This window comes from Rhizobium sp. Leaf384 (genome assembly GCF_001424065.1).
Classification (GTDB): domain Bacteria; phylum Pseudomonadota; class Alphaproteobacteria; order Rhizobiales; family Rhizobiaceae; genus Ferranicluibacter.
This window is the reverse complement of sequence record NZ_LMQE01000001.1, coordinates 1,275,528-1,292,343: the sequence shown is the minus strand read 5'-3', so window position 1 is coordinate 1,292,343 and position 16,816 is coordinate 1,275,528. Positions and strand designations below refer to the sequence as shown.

Annotated in this window: 13 protein-coding genes; 9 read left to right on the top strand and 4 right to left on the bottom strand. The window is 63.0% G+C overall.

Annotated elements, in window-relative coordinates; all coding sequences use genetic code 11:
• Nucleotides 1-85: 85 nt before the first annotated feature.
• Nucleotides 86-733, top strand: a complete 648-nt coding sequence (locus ASG25_RS05890; protein WP_082475533.1) for a response regulator transcription factor — start codon at nt 86-88, stop codon at nt 731-733.
• A gap of 56 nt (nt 734-789) precedes the next feature.
• Here the strand turns inward: ASG25_RS05890 and ASG25_RS05885 are convergent, their stop codons facing one another.
• On the bottom strand, nt 790-4,296 hold the full coding sequence (locus ASG25_RS05885) for a PAS domain-containing hybrid sensor histidine kinase/response regulator (RefSeq protein WP_062470522.1): 3,507 nt from the start codon (nt 4,294-4,296) through the stop codon (nt 790-792).
• A gap of 260 nt (nt 4,297-4,556) precedes the next feature.
• On the opposite strand from ASG25_RS05885, the gene mscL reads away from it, so the two are divergent.
• The 3 genes from mscL to ASG25_RS05870 all read left to right on the top strand — a co-directional run bounded on the left by mscL (nt 4,557) and on the right by ASG25_RS05870 (nt 7,340).
• Nucleotides 4,557-4,994: a large conductance mechanosensitive channel protein MscL gene (mscL, locus tag ASG25_RS05880; RefSeq protein ID WP_062470518.1), complete on the top strand. Its 438-nt coding sequence runs from the start codon at nt 4,557-4,559 to the stop codon at nt 4,992-4,994.
• Nucleotides 4,995-5,199: 205 nt separating this feature from the next.
• Nucleotides 5,200-6,411, top strand: a complete 1,212-nt coding sequence (locus tag ASG25_RS05875) for a pyridoxal phosphate-dependent aminotransferase (RefSeq protein WP_062470513.1) — start codon at nt 5,200-5,202, stop codon at nt 6,409-6,411.
• Nucleotides 6,412-6,575: 164 nt separating this feature from the next.
• The gene (locus tag ASG25_RS05870) at nt 6,576-7,340 is read left to right on the top strand and encodes a hypothetical protein (protein ID WP_062470510.1); all 765 of its coding nucleotides are present in this window, start codon (nt 6,576-6,578) and stop codon (nt 7,338-7,340) included.
• 13 nt (nt 7,341-7,353) lie between these two features.
• Here ASG25_RS05870 and ASG25_RS05865 read toward each other — a convergent pair whose 3' ends face one another.
• Nucleotides 7,354-7,668, bottom strand: a complete 315-nt coding sequence (locus tag ASG25_RS05865; RefSeq protein ID WP_062470505.1) for a chorismate mutase family protein — start codon at nt 7,666-7,668, stop codon at nt 7,354-7,356.
• Nucleotides 7,669-8,211: 543 nt separating this feature from the next.
• On the opposite strand from ASG25_RS05865, the gene ASG25_RS05860 reads away from it, so the two are divergent.
• The 5 genes from ASG25_RS05860 to ASG25_RS05840 all read left to right on the top strand — a co-directional run bounded on the left by ASG25_RS05860 (nt 8,212) and on the right by ASG25_RS05840 (nt 13,679).
• Nucleotides 8,212-9,084 carry an arginine deiminase family protein gene (locus ASG25_RS05860; RefSeq protein WP_062470502.1) on the top strand — a complete coding sequence of 291 codons (873 nt, stop codon included), beginning with the start codon at nt 8,212-8,214 and terminating at the stop codon, nt 9,082-9,084.
• Between the two features lie 130 nt (nt 9,085-9,214).
• The gene (locus ASG25_RS05855; RefSeq protein ID WP_156379601.1) at nt 9,215-9,679 is read left to right on the top strand and encodes a hypothetical protein; all 465 of its coding nucleotides are present in this window, start codon (nt 9,215-9,217) and stop codon (nt 9,677-9,679) included.
• 89 nt (nt 9,680-9,768) lie between these two features.
• Nucleotides 9,769-12,303 (top strand): protein translocase subunit SecD, encoded by a 2,535-nt coding sequence (secD, locus tag ASG25_RS05850; protein ID WP_062470496.1) that lies wholly within the window; start codon nt 9,769-9,771, stop codon nt 12,301-12,303.
• Between the two features lie 503 nt (nt 12,304-12,806).
• On the top strand, nt 12,807-13,043 hold the full coding sequence (locus tag ASG25_RS05845) for a hypothetical protein (RefSeq protein WP_062470493.1): 237 nt from the start codon (nt 12,807-12,809) through the stop codon (nt 13,041-13,043).
• 168 nt (nt 13,044-13,211) lie between these two features.
• Nucleotides 13,212-13,679 (top strand): Rrf2 family transcriptional regulator, encoded by a 468-nt coding sequence (locus ASG25_RS05840; RefSeq protein ID WP_062470489.1) that lies wholly within the window; start codon nt 13,212-13,214, stop codon nt 13,677-13,679.
• 183 nt (nt 13,680-13,862) lie between these two features.
• On the opposite strand, the gene ASG25_RS05835 is transcribed toward ASG25_RS05840, so the two are convergent.
• Both ASG25_RS05835 and ASG25_RS05830 read right to left on the bottom strand, forming a co-directional pair.
• Nucleotides 13,863-15,164 carry a capsular biosynthesis protein gene (locus ASG25_RS05835; protein ID WP_062470486.1) on the bottom strand — a complete coding sequence of 434 codons (1,302 nt, stop codon included), beginning with the start codon at nt 15,162-15,164 and terminating at the stop codon, nt 13,863-13,865.
• 6 nt (nt 15,165-15,170) lie between these two features.
• On the bottom strand, nt 15,171-16,775 hold the full coding sequence (locus tag ASG25_RS05830) for an LTA synthase family protein (RefSeq protein WP_062470483.1): 1,605 nt from the start codon (nt 16,773-16,775) through the stop codon (nt 15,171-15,173).
• Between the last annotated feature and the right edge of the window lie 41 nt (nt 16,776-16,816).

Below are 16,816 nucleotides of genomic sequence, written 5' to 3'. Positions count from 1 at the left end.
TCCGGGCAACGGCCGGAAAGGCAAGGCATGACGCCGGTCGACGGGTTGGAGGACCCGGTCGCCGGTCGCTCGGGGAGGGAGCATCATGGCACAGGGCATGACCATCATCGTTGCGGACGATCATCCGCTTTTTCGTGGGGCGATGCGGCAGGCGCTCGCCGCCATGCCGGGCGCACCCGATATCGTGGAAGCCGGCGATTTCGGTGCCGTGCGCGACGCGGCGGCAGGTCACCCCGATGCCGATCTTCTGATGCTTGATCTCACCATGCCGGGCGTGAGCGGCTTTTCCGGCCTGATGGTCCTGCGGACCGAATTTCCCTCGCTGCCGATCCTCATCGTCTCCGCCCATGACGAGCCGGCCACCATCACGCGGGCGATCGATCTCGGCGCCTGCGGCTTCCTGTCAAAATCGGCCGGGATCGACGACATTCGCCGCGCGATCGATACGGTCATCGCCGGCAATCTCTACACACCCGATGGTTTCCAGCGTGGCATGAGCCACGAGCCCGATGTCGCCGATCTGATCCAGCGACTGAACACGCTGACGCCGCAGCAATCCCGCGTGCTGGCCATGCTGGCCGAAGGTCTCCTCAACAAGCAGATCGCCTACGAGCTCGGTGTCTCCGAGGCGACGATCAAGGCGCACGTCTCGGCCATTCTCCTGAAGCTCAATGTCGACAGCCGCACCCAGGCGGTGATCCAGCTCGGCAAGGTCACCGCCGTCGCGGCGTAAGCTTTACGCGGTGCGGCGAACGCGTCGTGTCATGATCCGGTTTGTCGCTGCGGGGGTCATTCGGCCGCCGCTTTCGGCATGGCCGCCGAGCGCGTCAGCCAGGCCCGCAGCGCGGCTGGCCGCACCGGCTTGTTCTGAAGCGCAATTCCGTCGCGCTCGGCCGCTGCGCGAACCTCGATCGACCGATCCGCCGTGATCAGAAGGGCCGGGACTTCGCGGCCGCAGGCTGCACGAACATCGCGGATGGCATCGATCCCCGTTGCGTGATCGAGATGGTAATCGGCGATGATCGTATCCGGCATGTCATGGCGCGCGCCGGGCAGCCAGACTTCCGCGGAGGCCGCCGTCATGACACGGCATCCCCAGCTTTCCAGAAGGCTGCGCATGCCTTCGAGGATCCGCGGCTCGTTGTCGATGCAGAGAACGGCGAGCCCGTTCATCGGCGTGGCGTGCCCGACGTTTGCGCTTGTCCCGCCAGATGCCGCTTTCGGCCGGGCGCTCGCCTCGATGGGCAGCGTCACCCGGAACCGGGTGCCCTTTCCCGGCACGGAATGAAGATCGACGGCATGGTGCAGCACGCGGGAGATCCGGTCCACGATCGAAAGTCCCAGTCCGAGCCCCGAGGCCGTTCGCGCCCCTTCCTCCAGCCGCGCAAACTCCTTGAAGACCGTCCGGAATTTCGAGGCGGGAATGCCGATGCCGGAATCGATCACCTCGATCACGGCGTCGCTTCCCCGGCGTCGCACGCCCACGAGCACACGTCCGCGCGGCGTATATTTCACCGCGTTCGACACGAGGTTCTGCACCAGGCGGCGCAGCAGGTTCGGATCGGTGCGCACGCTGAGCGACGTGGGCATCACGGTCAGTTTCAGGCCGCTTGCCTTGGCGACCGGCGCGAAGTCGGTCTCGATGCGTCGGAGGAAATCATCAAGGGGTACGGTTTGCAGGCGCGCCTTCATGGCGCCGGTGTCCAGCCGCGAAATATCGAGCACGGCACCGAGAATGGCTTCGACGGACTCCAGGGACGAGTCGATGTTCTGGACCAGCAGTCGATTTTCCGACGCGCCCAGACGCTCGACCAACGAAGACGAGTAGAGTCGGGCGGCATTCAGCGGCTGCAGGATGTCGTGGCCGGCTGCCGCAAAGAAACGCGTCTTTCCGTTGTTCGCCTCTTCGGCCGCCGCGCGGGCTTCCGCCACCTCGCGGTTGACCCGCGTCAGTTCCGCCGTCCGCTCGGCAACGCGCGCCTCCAGCGTTTCGTTTGCCTGCAGCAGCGCCATGTCGGCGGCGACGCGCTGCGTGATGTCGGTGTAGGTCGTGACCAGGCCCTTGTCCGGCATGGCATTGCTGCGCACCTCGATGATCCGCTCGCCGCCGGAGAGCACCAGTTGGAACGGCTTGTCGAGAGCCAGAAAGCTTGTCAGCAGAGCCGGTTCGCCGTCGCGCACCCGGTCCCCGCGCCGCGTCAGGATCGCAACGATCTCCGAGAGCGGAAAGCCGACCTGGCCCGAGGCCTCGGGCAGATCGAGCAACTGCCGGAACCGGCGGTTCCAGATGATCAGATGGTTGGAACTGTCGAAGACGGCGATGCCCTGATCCATCTGCGACAGGGCTGTCTGCAGCATGTCCTGATTGTATTGCAGCGCTTCGCTGGCCTGGTCGAGGAGGATGGCGGTATCCGGCGACGTGTCGTCGAGCCGTTGAAGAACCAGGGACAGGACGAGCCGGGCCGAGGACGAGCCGATGGCGCTGCCGAGGATCTGTTCGGAGAAATGAATGAGCGCCATGTCGGCCGGCTGTCCGTCTTCCAGCCGGCGCCCGCTCTTGCGCGCATGGGTTTCGAAGGATCGCTGCATCCGTTCCTCGCCGAGATAGCGGGCGATGGTGTTTTTCAGGTCGAGCACGGTGATCTTGGTCTTGCGGCCCCGGAATGCGCGCTCGGTGCGCGATGTCCTGTGAATGAAGAACCCGGCTTGCAGGCGCTCCAGGGGTTTCGGCGCGCGCGACAGCGAGAAAAGGATATAGGCCGTGCTGTTGAACAGGAGGCTGAGCGCCGTCGCATTCACCAGGGGGTCGGCGGTCTCGAGGGTGAACATGTCGGCAAAAGGAAACAGGAAGCCGAGAATCGTCGCTGCTACCTGCGAATTGTCGGGACCGCCAAGGCTCGGCAGAAACAGCAGGTAGGCCCAGATGAAGAAACCGATGGTCATGCCGGCAATGGCGCCGCGTGCATTCGCCTGCCGCCAGACAAGCCCGCCGAACATGGCCGGCGCCATCTGGGCGATCGCCGCAAAGGACAGGAGCCCGAGGGAGGCAAGCCCCGCCGTGATGTCGGCGGCGCGATAATAGCCGTAGCCAAGCAGAAGCACCGCGAAGATCGCCATCCGCCGGACATTCAGAAGCGTGGCGCCCACATCCTTGGATCGGCCTCGTCCGGTCAGGTTTCGCCGCAGAAAGATCGGCATGACGATGTCGTTCGACAGCATGATCGACAGGGCGACGGAGGCGACGATGACCATGGCCGTCGCGGCAGAGAACCCGCCGATGAACGCAATGAGGGTCAGGATGGGCAGGTCGTGCGACAGCGGCAGCGTCAGCAGGTAGAGATCCGCGACACCGTTTCCCTGAAAGGTCAGCATGCCGGCGATGGCAACGGGCAGCACGAAAAGATTGATGCCGACGAGATAGAGCGGGAACAGAATGCCCGCCGTCCGAAGCTCACCGGCCGTGCGGTTTTCGACCACCGTCACATGAAACTGGCGCGGCAACAGGATGATGGCGATGGCCGAGAGAACGGTCAGCACGATCCAGCGGGCCACCGGCGTCTGATAGGTCAGGGCCTGCATCACCGAACTGTTCTCCCGGGCGCGGGCGAGCATGTCGGCCGGGCCGTCGAACAGGAAGAAGATGACGTAAAGGCCGACGGTAACGAGCGCCACGAGCTTGACAACCGATTCCATCGCGATCGCCAGGATCAGCCCATCCTGATGCTCCGTCGCATCCGTGTGCCGGGTGCCGAAGACGATGGCAAAGCAGGCCAGGAACAGGGTGACCAGCAGGGGGAGGTCGATGAACGCCGCTCCGCTGTCGAGCCCGTAGGGTCGGGTATCAACCAGGACGGCCATCGAACTCGACACGGCTTTGAGCTGCAAGGCGATGTAGGGAATGGCGCCGACCAGCGAGATCAGCGCCACGATGCCCGCCACGGTCGGGTTCTTGCCATGCCGTGCCGCGATGAAATCGGCCACCGATGTCAGCTTCTGCGACTTTGCCAGTGCCGTGATGCGGCGAATGATCGGCAATCCCACCGTGAACATGAGGATCGGGCCGATGTAGATGCCGGTGAATTCCAGCCCCCGTTCGGCAGCAAGGCCGATGCCGCCGAAATAGGTCCAGCTCGTGCAGTAGATCGCCAGGCTGAACGCATAGACGACGGGGCGACCGCGTGCCGCCACGCCGCTCGTTGCAGCCTTGCGCGCCCTGCGGTCGCCATAGGTGGCGACAGCGAACAGAAACAGCAGATAGGTGAAGGCGGCCGCAAAGACGACCGTGCCGGATAGCATGCATTCCTCCTCGACGGCGCGCCGATCCCGAGCCCGGTCCCGATCACAGGCAGCGAGCATGGGCCCCGAACATAGGGGAAAGGCGCGGCGAAGAGAATTGCTTTGGCTTACGTCTTAGGTCGAAGCCGCTGGATGAAAAGCGCAGGACGGCGAAAGCAGCCGGTCACAAATGCGAGCCGTTGCAGCTTTCCTTTCTTTCGAAAGACGATACGTTTGCTCCGGGGGCCGGCACGTCCGGTGCACGTCAAAGGAGAGTTGGGATGTTGAACGAGTTCAAGCAATTTATCGCCCGCGGCAATGTGATGGATCTGGCCGTCGGCGTTATCATCGGTGCGGCTTTCAGCAAGATCGTCGATTCCGTCGTGAACGACCTCGTCATGCCGGTCGTCGGCGCGCTCACGGGCGGTGGCTTCGACTTTTCCAACTACTTCCTCGTGCTCAGCGGCAACGTGACGGCCACGACGCTCGCCCAGGCACGCGAGCAGGGGGCTATCTTCGCCTATGGCAATTTCATTACCGTGTTCATCAACTTCATCATCCTTGCCTGGATCATCTTCATGATGATCAAGGGCGTCAACAAGCTGCGCGCGTCCGTCGAGCGCGACAAGCGCGAGGGCAAGGAAGAGCAGGCTCCGCCGCCGGCCGATGTCCAGCTTCTGACCGAAATCCGCGATCTGCTGCGCGCACCGCGCGTCTAATGCATGTCGCCGAACGTGTGCAGCGGTTTCGGAAAACGACATGCATCCAAACAAGACCTTAAAGTGCGCTGCGTGAATCCTGTTTCACGCGACGCACCTTAGGTGAAACATCACGAAAATCGATCGGACGGCCAGCGATTATCGCGTGATCGTCCGGTCGAAAGGGTCTAGGACGTCTCGGTCGTCAACCGGACCCTTACCAGCCATGTCGTCATTCTCGTCGCCTTCCTCCTCGGATACCAACGTTCCGGCCAGCATCTCGCCGAGCCTGAGCGCCCGCGCACATGCGGCGCCGCAGAGCGGCATCGTGGAGGTCGTGAACTATGCGCGTGGCCGCGAAGGGCTCATTCCGCTTTGGGTCGGCGAGGGGGACCTTCCGACGCCGGATTTCATCTCGCAGGCGGCGCGGGACTCCCTGACGGCGGGCGAAACCTTCTACACCTGGCAGCGTGGCATCCCCGAGCTTCGCCAGGCGATCGTGCGCTACTACGACCGGCACTTCAACAAGACCCTCGGCATGGACAATGTCTTCGTCACGGGCTCCGGCATGCAGTCGATCAAGCTGGCTGTGGAGGCGGTGGCCTCCCCAGGTGACGAGCTCCTGTACCTGACGCCGGCCTGGCCCAACTTCGCCGCATCCGCCGAGCTTTCGGGGGCGCAGGCCGTCGGCGTGCCTCTCTCGTTCGCCGACGGCAAGTGGCAGCTGGATCTCGACCGGATCGAGGCGGCGATCACCCCGCGCACCCGGGCGCTCTTCGTCAATACGCCATCGAATCCGACCGGCTGGACGGCAACGCCGTCCGATCTCGTCGCGCTTCTCGATCTCGCGCGCCGTCATGGCCTGTGGATCATCGCGGACGAAATCTATGCGCAATATTTCTATGCCGAGGCGCGCGCGCCGTCTTTCCTCGATGTCATGGAGGATGAAGACAGGATCATCTTCGTCAACTCCTTTTCCAAGAACTGGTCGATGACCGGCTGGCGGGCAGGGTGGATCGTGGCCCCGGCCGAGATCGGCCAGGCGCTCGAGAATCTCATCCAGTATTCGACATCGGGCGTGGCTCCCTTCATTCAGGCCGGGGCCCGCGTCGCGCTCGATCATGGCGACGACTTCGTCCGCCAGAACGTCGTCAAGGCGACCATGTCGCGCGATATCCTCTGCGATGCCCTGATCGCGACGAACCGGGTCGAGACGCTTCGTCCGGACGGCGCCATCTACGCCTTTCTCAAGATCGACGGCATCACCGACGTGCGCGCGGCGGCGCTCGACATCGTCGATCGGACCCTGGTCGGCCTTGCCCCCGGCACGGCGTTCGGCCAGGGTGGCGCCGGCTTCATGCGGGCCTGCTTCTTGCGCGATCCGCTCCACATCCGCACCGCTGCGGATCGACTGGCAAGCTACATCGCCGCTCTGTAAAATTGACGGCGAGACGTCGCGCCCTACGTCTTCTTGACCCATGACGAGCCGCTGATCCCTTGGCGGGCATTGGCGGGCATTGACGGAGGTCGGAAGGAGATGCGTGCATCGAGAGAGCGTGGCCGTCCTCCGGCACGCGTGACGTTCACGGCCGGAGACGTCCGGTGAAGGTCGTGATCCGGGCTGACGGCCCGGACCTCCGCTTTCCCGTTCCAGGCAATCTCTCGAAGCCCCTGGTCGAGATCGGCGGACGTCCGCTGATCTGGCATATCATGAAGATCTACGCTGCGCACGGCATCAGCGATTTCATCCTTTGCTGCGCCGAGAATGCCGCCGATATCAAGAACTTCTTTGCCGGCTACGCGGTTCACGCCGCCGATGTGACCTTCGATCTCACGCAAAAGAGCGCCGAGATCCATCATGCCGCCGTCGAAGACTGGCGCGTAACGGTGGTGGATATGGGCCCGGCCATCGCAAGCGACCGGAGCCTGTCGAAGGTCGCGGCCCATCTCGAGGGCGAGGACGCCTTCTGTCTTTGCTATGGCGATAGTCTTTCCAGCATCGATATCGGAGCAAGCCTCGCCTTCCACCGCTCCCATGGTCGGCAAGCAACGGTTTCGGCGGTCTATCCGCCAGCACAGCACGGCGCCTTGCATCTGGACGGTACCGAGGTGCGCGCGCTGTCGGCCCGGCCGGAAGCGGGATTCGTCAATGGCGGGTTCCTCGTGCTGTCACCGTCCTGTCTGGACACATTCGGCGCGCTCTGTCTCCCGGATCATCGCAGGGCAGGGCTGGACGCCTTGGCGCAGGCGGGCCAGCTGCGGGCCTATCTGCACGAAGGTTTTTGGCAACCGGTCGAGACGCGCCAGGATGTTGCTCGCCTCGAAGGTCTCTGGAAAGAGGGGACGCCACCCTGGAAGGTCTGGTAGGAGGCTCGTTGCCTCAGGCGCTTCGGCCCGGGTTCTGCGGCCCGAGGATCTCTTCTTCGCGGACGATGCTGTGACGGATCAACTGCGACCAGATGGCGTCGTAGAAGTGAGGATCGAGGCCGAGTTCGGTCGCATGACGCCGGACATTGGCGCGGACTTCGTCGACACGGCTCGGAATATCCGCCGGAAGGCCCGCTGTCGTCTTGATCTCCGCGGCCCTGCCGATGTAACTCCAGCGCTCTGCCAGAAGCCGCATCAGCGTTTCGTCCAGCCGGTCGATCTCTGTCCGGATATCTGCCATCGATTGGCATTCCGCTGCCGTTTTCATTGCCGCCATCCTTCCAGCCGCCATCCTTCCCGTCGTCCGGCAAGCGCCCGCCGCGCCGAATGCGGTCGTGTCTCCCGTTGCCCGGCAATGCAGTAGCGCATGTCGTCCGACACTTGAACCGTCGCCCCGAGAAAATGATCCGGAAACGCGCCCGTGTGGCTGATCGTGATGGGGGGATACCGGCGGGCGGGGTCGGGTCTCCGCATGGTGCGGACATGCTGGATGCCCGATGCCCGCCGGCATGGCAGGACAATACGTCCGCAATCTTGAGCCAGGCTGCAGCGATGGCGCGACGCGACGAAACCTCGTGCGGCAAAGCGGCAATCCGTAAAATTCTCCCGATCCGCTTAAGCGGCCGCACACGGGCCGTCCCTATGGTGAGCCGTCGACGCCGTAAGCCGGCGTCGCATGCTAGACTGTCCCAATATCTTCAGCCGCAGGATCGTCCCGTCCTGCGGCTTTTTTTCGAGGGCTTGCCGTCGTCCCGATCCTGCCTATGATCCCCGCCGCGCCGCCTGGCGCTTTGTTCGGCAAGGAGACACCATGGCGGAATTCGGCGTTCGGGACATGTCGTCTCCCCTCAGGCGCGCGCTGATGCGCCGTCCCGGAAAAAGCCTGGTGGCCGCCGACACTGCGGCCTGGCATTATGGTGCGGGCTTCGACGCCGAGACGGCGATCGGGCAATATGCCCAGTTCGCGACCCTCGTGGAACAGGCCGGCACCGAGATCGTCTGGATCGAGGACAAGGGCGACGGCCTTGCGGATGGCATGTTCACCCAGGATCCTGTGTTGATGACGCCGCACGGCGCGGTCCTTTTGCGGCCCGGCAAGGCGATGCGACGCAAGGAGGTCGCGCTGCACGAAGCCGCCTGCAAAAAGGCCGGCATCCCGCTTCTCGGCCAGATCGACGGTTTCGGGACCGTCGAGGGGGGCGATGCCATCTGGCTGGATGCGGAGACCTTGCTCATCGGCCGCGGGCTGCGAACCAATGACGAGGGGATCGCCCAGCTGGCGACGATTCTCGCGGCCCAAGGGGTCGATGTTCTCAGCTACGACCTGCCGCTCTGGAACGGTGACGACGCCTGTTTTCATCTGTCCTCCATCGTCAGCCCCGTGCGGCGGGATCTGGCCCTGGTGTTCGCACCGCTCTTGCCCGTGGCGCTCTACCAGATCCTGCAGGAATGGGGCATCAGTCTCCTCGAGGCGCCGGCTGAGGAGTTTCGTGCCAGCAAAGGCACCAGCCTGCAGGTTCTCGCACTGAAGCCCGGGCAGATCGTGATGCTTTCGGGATATCCGGAGACGCGGGGTGTTCTCGAAGCGGCGGGCTGCACCGTCCAGAGCTTCGACGGCGATACGCTCTGCGTGGCGTGCGAAGGCGGACCGACCGGCCTGGTCTCCGCGCTGCATCGCAGCTGACGTCGCATGATCCGCTGCCCGGCAGGGGCCGGCGATCGTCGGAGCGTGATTTGACTTTGCCTGCCGGGAATGATTGTAAGGCCGGCATGAACGGATCGTCGGGACACGACCCGCAGGGAAGGACATCCCCGTGAACGACGGGATCGGCAAAACGAAACGGCGCCCTCAATGGGACCGGGCAGTGTGGGAGGCCTCGTCGAGGCTTCTGGCGCTGCTTTGGCTGTTTGCCGCCGTGCTCGCAATGCCCCTGGTTGCCTCTGCGCAGATCGTCGCGTCGGGCACGGGCGGAATCCTGCGGCAAGGTGACGTTTCCGGCCGGGAAAATCGGGAAGGTCGCGCTGCCGATACGGCTCTTTCGCGACAAGCGCTGCGCGCATCCCAGCCCGCAGACGTGCGGTTCACGGCCGAGCGGGTCGATGCCAAACCCGTACCCGGCGGCCCTGACCCTTTTTCCCTTGCCGTGTTCGATACACCCGATGCGCCCTGTGTCGTCGCCGCCAAAGCGGCCGGCGGTCGCAGCCATTGCCTTGACGGCGGCGTGTCCGAGGCGGCGGAAGCCCGGGCACCGCCAATGCGACAGACATTTCGCCGCTGACGCGCCGGCTGCCTTCGCGTCATAATCTCTTGGCCTTCACGACCCGCCGGACCTCACGAGGTTCAGGGCGGACGATATTGGAAACCCTCATGCGAACTTCGAAATGGGCCATCCTGGCCTATGTCGCGATCACCCTCTTCGGGATCCTCGCGGCGCTCCCAAACGTGCTGCCGGTGGAAACGCAACAGCGTTACGCCGCCTATCTCCCGGTCAAGCCGGTGACCCTCGGCCTCGACCTCAAGGGCGGCTCCCACCTCGTGCTCGAAGTGGATGCCGCCGGGCTTCGCCAGGCGCGCCTGAACACGCTGCTTGATGATATTCGCGGCGTGCTGCGCGGTGAGCGCGTGCCCGTTTCGTCGGCGCGCATCGCCGGCGACGCGATCGTTGTCACGATCGCCGACGCCGCAGCGCGGGACCGCGTTCTCCCGAAGATCAATGCGCTTGCCGCCCCGGCCAGCCCGCTCGGCTTTGGTACGGCCGCCTCCGACATCGACGTCACCAGCGCCGAAGCAGCGATCACCGTTCGCCTGACCCAGGCGGGCCTTGACGAGCGCATGACCGCTGCCGTCGATCAGAGCCTCGAGATCATCCGCCGGCGCGTCGACCAGGTGGGCGTTGCCGAACCGCTGATCCAGCGCGTCGGCTCGGACCGCATCCTCGTTCAGCTGCCCGGTCTCCAGGACCCCACCCGTCTGCGCCAGCTTCTCGGCTCGACCGCCCAGATGAGCTTCCACATGGTTGATCAGACCGTCGATCCGAACGGCGTCGCGCCTCGCGGTGTCGATATCCTGGTCGGCGCCAACGATCCGGCGAAATATGCCGTCGAGACCCGGGTCGCCATTTCCGGCGAGCGGCTTGCCGACGCCAAGGCCGGCTTCAACCAGCAGACCAACGAGCCGATCGTCTCCTTCTCCTTCGACGCACAGGGCGCTCGCCAGTTTGCCGAAATCACGCGCGACAATGTCGGCAAGCCCTTCGCCATCGTGCTCGACGGCAAGGTTCTGACCGCGCCGGTCATCCGCGAGCCGATCCTCGGCGGGCAAGGCCAGATCTCCGGCAACTTCACCGCGCAGGAAGCCACCGTGCTCTCGGCGCTGCTGCGCTCCGGCGCGCTGCCGGCCCCACTGACCATCATCGAGGAACGCTCGGTCGGCCCCAACCTCGGCTCCGACTCCATCCGCATGGGCATCTACACCGGCGTTGCCGGCTTCATCCTCGTCGTCACGCTCATGGTCGTGCTGTACGGCTCCTGGGGCATGATTGCCAATATCGGCCTCCTGCTGCACACGATCCTGACGATCGGCGTGCTCGGCATGCTCGGCTCCACGCTGACGCTGCCCGGCATCGCCGGCATCATCCTCGGTATCGGCATGGCGGTCGATGCCAACATCCTCATCAACGCCCGCATCCGGGAAGAAACCGCCGCGGGCGCCGGCGCCATGAAGGCGCTCGATATCGGCTTCAGCAAGGCCTACGCCACCATCATCGACAGCAACGTCACGACGCTTTCGGGCACCGTGTTGCTGTTTGCCTTCGGTTCGGGCCCCGTTCGTGGCTTCGCCGTCACCATGATGCTCGGCATCGTCATTTCCATGTTCACCTCCATCACCGTCGTCCGCCTGATGATGCGGGAAATGGTCGTGCGCCGGAAAATGAAGAAGCTCGACATTCCCTCGCTGTTCGGCAAGGTCCGGCACCTTCCTGCCTTCTCCTTCATGCGCGGCCGCTACATCGCCATCGGGACGTCGGCCTTCCTGTCGATCAGCTCGATCATCCTGTTCTTCACGCCGGGCCTCAACTACGGCATCGACTTCGTCGGCGGCATCCAGGTCGAGACGACGTCGAAGACCAAGCTCGATCTGCCGAAGCTGCGGGAAAACCTGGAAGGGCTGAACCTCGGCGAAGTTGCACTGCAGGAGTTCGGCCAGGGCACGTCGGTTCTCATCCGTGTCCAGCGCCAGCCGGGCGGGGAGCAGGAGCAGACGGTCGCACTGAATGCCATCAAGGGAGCCGTGGCCAGCACGATCCCGGATGCCTCGTTTGAGCGGACCGAAGTGGTGGGCCCGACGATCAGTGCCGAACTCGCGCGATCCGGCTTCCTCGCCGTGTCGCTCGCCATGATCGCGATCCTGATCTACATCTGGTGGCGGTTCGAATGGCACTTTGCTGTCGGTGCCATCGCGGTTCTGCTGCTCGACATCACCAAGACCATCGGCTTCTTTGCGCTGACGGGGATCGACTTCAACCTCACGGCCATTGCCGCCGTGCTGACGATGATCGGCTATTCCGTCAACGACAAGGTGGTGGTCTACGACCGCATGCGCGAAAACATGCGCAAGTACAAGTCGATGCCCTTCTCCGAGTTGATCGATATGTCGATCAACCAGGTTCTGGCACGATGCATCTTCACCTCCATGGCCACCGCCATCTCTCTGGTGCCCATGGCGATCTGGGGCGGCGATGCTGTCAAGAGCTTCGCCTGGCCGATGATCTTCGGCGTGATCGTCGCGACGACGTCGTCGATCTATATCGGCGGTCCCATCCTGCTGTTCCTCAGCCGCTGGTGGAAGGATCGCGAGACGACGCGGAGCGTTGGCGTCCCTGGAGAACCGGTCAAGGGTTGAGGAAAAGGGCCGTCGGTCCCTTCTCGAATGTCATGAAAATTTCATAGGGCGGCCTTACGGGCCGCCCTTTTTTCATGCGAAGCACAGGCCATATATTGGTTGCTGCGCCGTTTGATGAAATCAGAATGCTTTTCTGAAAAATGGCAGAAATTGGAATGAAGTAGCCGTCTGAGGCAGAATGGCGAGAATTATTGGAATGAATTTCTTTCGAGATGGATTTGGTATTTGACTTCAGGGGTAGACTGCGCTAGCTTTAAACTATCCGCGGACAGACTGTCGGCGATAGGTTTTCAACCCGCTCCTCTCGGAGCGATTTCAGCCAGAGGAGAAGGCATGTTGCAGTTTAACCGTACCGCCTTCCTCTGTGCCTCGCGTTCCCTGTGTCGTGAAGCAGTGGCAGACCGTTGGATGTGTTCGCTTTCGCGAATGTGACCTCGGCTTAAATCCTCCAAATCACGAAACTGACAGACACTCCCGCCCTCGGCGTGGAAGGAGCGTTCCTCATGGAAACCGAAAACACCAACGCGAATGCGCACAAGCAGGTCATCGAGATCAACGGCGAAGCCGTCGGCGTCGTCGTGCCCGATGCCGGCACGCTAAAGTTCGTTGCCGTGAAGTATCATGTATGGGAACTCGACGCACAGCGCTTTGCCAGTGCCGACGCGGCCCGACACGCCGTGCTGGCGCATCTTCATGGCACGCCGGCGTCTCGTGGACGCATGCAGGGCCTCGCCGCCTAAAGTGCTTTGCGTGAGAAGGATTCCCGCAACGCGCCGTTTGCGGCCGTTCCGGTAAAAACCTTGCTGCGAGGTTGTTCACCTATGTCTGAAAGGTGCCAAACGTGCTAGGCTGCTGCGGCAGCATGTCTGAATCGTCAGGCGTGCTGCCTCTCAGGACGAGCAAGCGGAATGTTGACGAAAAAAGGGAAGTACGGACTGAAGGCGCTGGTCGATTTGGCGCACCTGGATCCGGGCGAGACCGCCTTCATCACCGAGATTGCGACCCGCAACAATATTCCGAAGAAGTTTCTCGACGCCATCCTGCTGGAACTGCGCAATGCCGGCTTCCTCAAGTCGAAGAAGGGCCCGGGCGGCGGCTACTCCTTGTCGCGGCCTGCATCCCAGATCCGCATCGGCCAGGTCGTGCGAACACTCGACGGACCCCTCGCACCGATCCGCTGCGCCAGCCGAACCGCGTACGAAGTCTGTGACGATTGCAACGATCCGGAGACCTGTGAGGTGCGCCGATCGATGACCGTCGTGCGTGACGCCATGGCCGACATTCTGGATTCCATGACGCTGGAAGACTTCATCGCCAATCCCGAGAAGCACCGCGAGGCGCTTCCGGATGACACGGTTGTCAAACGCGTCAGCTGACGAACGCGCCGCATCCGCTTCTCTCAATGCACCTTCTCTGGCCCTTGCTGATGCAGGTCATGCCATCGAGCAAGGTGACGGTTCTCTTCCTTGTCCACAAAACCGAAATGCCCGTCGGCATCCTGCATATCCATGACCTGCTGCGCCGGCGTCGCTAAGCTATAGGCTCGGGACGTCCGCAGTTCAAACGCGCGCGCGCTTCGTCGGGCGTTTGCGCGGCGGCGGATCGATGAAGGCGTCGGGTTCGTTGACGGTGCGAGCATCAAGACGCGTCGCAATCGCCTCCGCGCCTGCGTCCGTTCCGGCCTTCGAGTAGAAATTGCCGCGAACCTGGATGGCAGCCGCCACCAGCCGGAAGAAGGCGTCGCAGACGTCAGGGTCCGGCGGGCGCGGGGCCTGCCAGAACGTATCCAGCGACTGGTGATCCGTCAGCCTTTCCACATCGAACATGGCGACACCCAGTACCTTGACCGGTTTGCGCTGCTGCAGGGCATGGAGCCCGACCGTCGAATTGATCGTGACGATCCCTGCGGCAAGGCGGATGAGGGCGTTGAGATTGCCGCCATCCAGAAAGACGACGCGCGAACCGATGCCGAGCCGTTTGGCTTCCTGGACAATGGACTTGGCCCAGGGAACGAGACCATTGTCGAGCGGATGGACCTTGACGACAAGCCGCGCATCGGGGCTTGCCGCGCGGGAGAACGATGTCAGCACCTCCCGGATCGCCTGTTGCTGGTCATGGTAGGGCGAGTGAGCCCGAAGCTGGAAGTCAGTCTGCAGCTGCAGCGGAAAGATGAACAGCGGGCCTTGGCCCTGTTCCAGGAGAGCGATCGTGGCGGCAGCCTCCCGGCCCCGACGCGTTTCTCGCAGAAGCTTCCGTACCCAGCCGCCATATTCCACCAGCGGATGGTAGAGCGCGTGGCGACGATAGTGCGGATAGAGGAACCACAGAAACGCATTGGGCAGATTGTAGAGCAGATCGTAAGCTGCCTCTGCCAGAAAGGTCTGCGAATATCGGCGTTTCCAGTCCGGCTCCGGCAGGCCGCCGCCAACCTTGAGGATATGGTGGGGATCTTCCGGAAAATGCGAGTTGGTCGACATGCCGTCGCGCTCGAGCGTTAGCCAGTCCGGACGCAGGTATCCCATCTCGACGACATAGATCTCGATCGAGAGCCGCTTTGCAGCCGCCGTCGCAAACTGGTGATAGGGGCGCTCTTCGCCGAGAAGCACGAGATCTGTGACGCGATGGCGCGCGAGAAAGTCCTCGATCCAGCGGGGCCAGTTCTCAGGCCGGCCGCGGAACGCATGGCCGCCCCGCCGCCGCCAGAAGATCTGGTCGCCGATATTGAGGTTCACCCGCAGGCAGGCATGCCCCATCGCCTCCAACCGGTCCGCAATTTTCATGAACAGGGGTGAGGAGGGGCCTTCGAGAAACAGGAACACCCGTTGCGACGGTTCGGGTGCGGGCGCGCCGGTGCGTGTCATTCCCGTCTATTTCAAGTCGTTCTTGTGAAGGTTTGCATGCTTCAGCATGGCCTTCAACAGATTCCAGGGCTCTTCGTTTCGAGGAAATACGGGTGCTTGTTGCAGCGTCCGGGCCGCGCCTAGCGGCGTGATGAAATAGTCCGTGCGCGGATCCGGGAAGGGATCGGCGAAGGACTTCAACAAAGGCGCGTGGTCTCCATAGAAGACGAGCCAGACAGGCCTGTCGAGCTTGTTCAGGTGATCGATCAGCTGGCCGAGCGCCTTGTCCGACTGTTGCAGGATCTCGAGATAGATGCTCACCGGATCCGTGTGATTGGGAACGCGGCCCGGTTCCCATGGGCCGTGATTGGCCATCGAGGCCACAAAAATGAAACTGCCCTTGTCGTCCTTCTGCCGGTCGACCGCCTCGATCACCTTCCGCGTCAACGTGGCATCGGAGACGTAGGGCCCGTCTCGAACGGGATCGTGATCGAACGCATCCAGCATCGTCATCTCCTCGAAGCCGAGCAGCGGCATCGCCTTGTGGCGCAGAAAGAACGTGCGATCATAAGGGTGGATGAAGTGCGTGCGCCAGCCTGCCTTTTTAAGCTTCGTCGGCCAAACGACGTCGGTATAGTGTCGCGCGCGAAGATAGGGGTAGCTTGCGTCGACATGGATATCGTCCGGCTGCAGCCCGCTCAGGACAGCAAACTCGGTCCGCAACGTGTAACCGCCTTCAAACACAGTTGCGATGCGTCCCCACTGTGCGGAGAGCTTTTGTAAGCGGTCGATGTTGGGCAGGCGGACGGCGTCGACCCCGTAGTGCCGCATGTCGAGGAAGGATTCGGACTGCCATACAACCACCAGCGGTGCCTTGTTCTCGGCATTGTGTCCGATGAGATCGTTGACCGCGGCAAAGAAGGCGTCTGAAAGCTCGCTGACGATCTTTTCCCGCCGTACACCGAGCCAGATGATGAAGTGAAAGACGACCGATGAGAACGTGCCGAAACGCACGGTGCTGATCTTCGCGTTGGGTTTTCCGACAAGCCGCTGCACAAGGTCTGCGGTCGGGGCGTTGACCGGGCCCCAGAAGAGCGAGATCCAGGGCAGGGCTGCGGCGGCAACCATCAGCACGATGTAGAACGTCTCGGCATGATCCGGGAGAACATGCGGCTCGAAATACATGTAAAGGCCGGAAACACCAAAGACGTAGCCGAATGCGACGATCCAGAAGACGATGTTCAGCGAGTTGGCATAGAAGATCGACTTGTACTTGAAGACATCCAGAACGAGCGCGATGTCGGAAAACACCAAGGGTTCGCGGATAAACTGGAATTTGGCACGCGAGATGGCCGTGAAGATGATGAAGAAGCTCATGCAACCGGCGGCACCATAGAGCGGGCGCCAGGAAATCGCGAAGAAGAACGCATAGATGATCGCGACGACAGGCAGTCGGGCCAGACCGTCGCGCAGGCTGTGCCACAGGGTCCGGCCCTTGGGCATGTTCCGACGACGCTCACGCGCAGGCAGTGCGAACCTGTCGGTGAACCACGCGACGCAGAACGAAAGCGTGAAGCAGACGAGGATCAACGAAAGGGGATAGTCGTGAAGCTGGAGTGATGTCGACGGCAAACGAAACCCTTTAATTCCGCGGCGTGAGCGCCGTCACGTCG

Excerpts from the sequence above, each read along its gene's own strand:
- ASG25_RS05890 (WP_082475533.1), top strand. The coding sequence starts at position 86 with ATGGCACAGGGCATGACCATCATCGTTGCGGACGATCATCCGCTTTTT.
- ASG25_RS05885 (WP_062470522.1), bottom strand. The coding sequence starts at position 4,296 with ATGCTATCCGGCACGGTCGTCTTTGCGGCCGCCTTCACCTATCTGCTG.
- mscL (WP_062470518.1), top strand. The coding sequence starts at position 4,557 with ATGTTGAACGAGTTCAAGCAATTTATCGCCCGCGGCAATGTGATGGAT.
- ASG25_RS05875 (WP_062470513.1), top strand. The coding sequence starts at position 5,200 with ATGTCGTCATTCTCGTCGCCTTCCTCCTCGGATACCAACGTTCCGGCC.
- ASG25_RS05865 (WP_062470505.1), bottom strand. The coding sequence starts at position 7,668 with ATGAAAACGGCAGCGGAATGCCAATCGATGGCAGATATCCGGACAGAG.
- ASG25_RS05860 (WP_062470502.1), top strand. The coding sequence starts at position 8,212 with ATGGCGGAATTCGGCGTTCGGGACATGTCGTCTCCCCTCAGGCGCGCG.
- secD (WP_062470496.1), top strand. The coding sequence starts at position 9,769 with ATGCGAACTTCGAAATGGGCCATCCTGGCCTATGTCGCGATCACCCTC.
- ASG25_RS05845 (WP_062470493.1), top strand. The coding sequence starts at position 12,807 with ATGGAAACCGAAAACACCAACGCGAATGCGCACAAGCAGGTCATCGAG.
- ASG25_RS05840 (WP_062470489.1), top strand. The coding sequence starts at position 13,212 with ATGTTGACGAAAAAAGGGAAGTACGGACTGAAGGCGCTGGTCGATTTG.
- ASG25_RS05835 (WP_062470486.1), bottom strand. The coding sequence starts at position 15,164 with ATGACACGCACCGGCGCGCCCGCACCCGAACCGTCGCAACGGGTGTTC.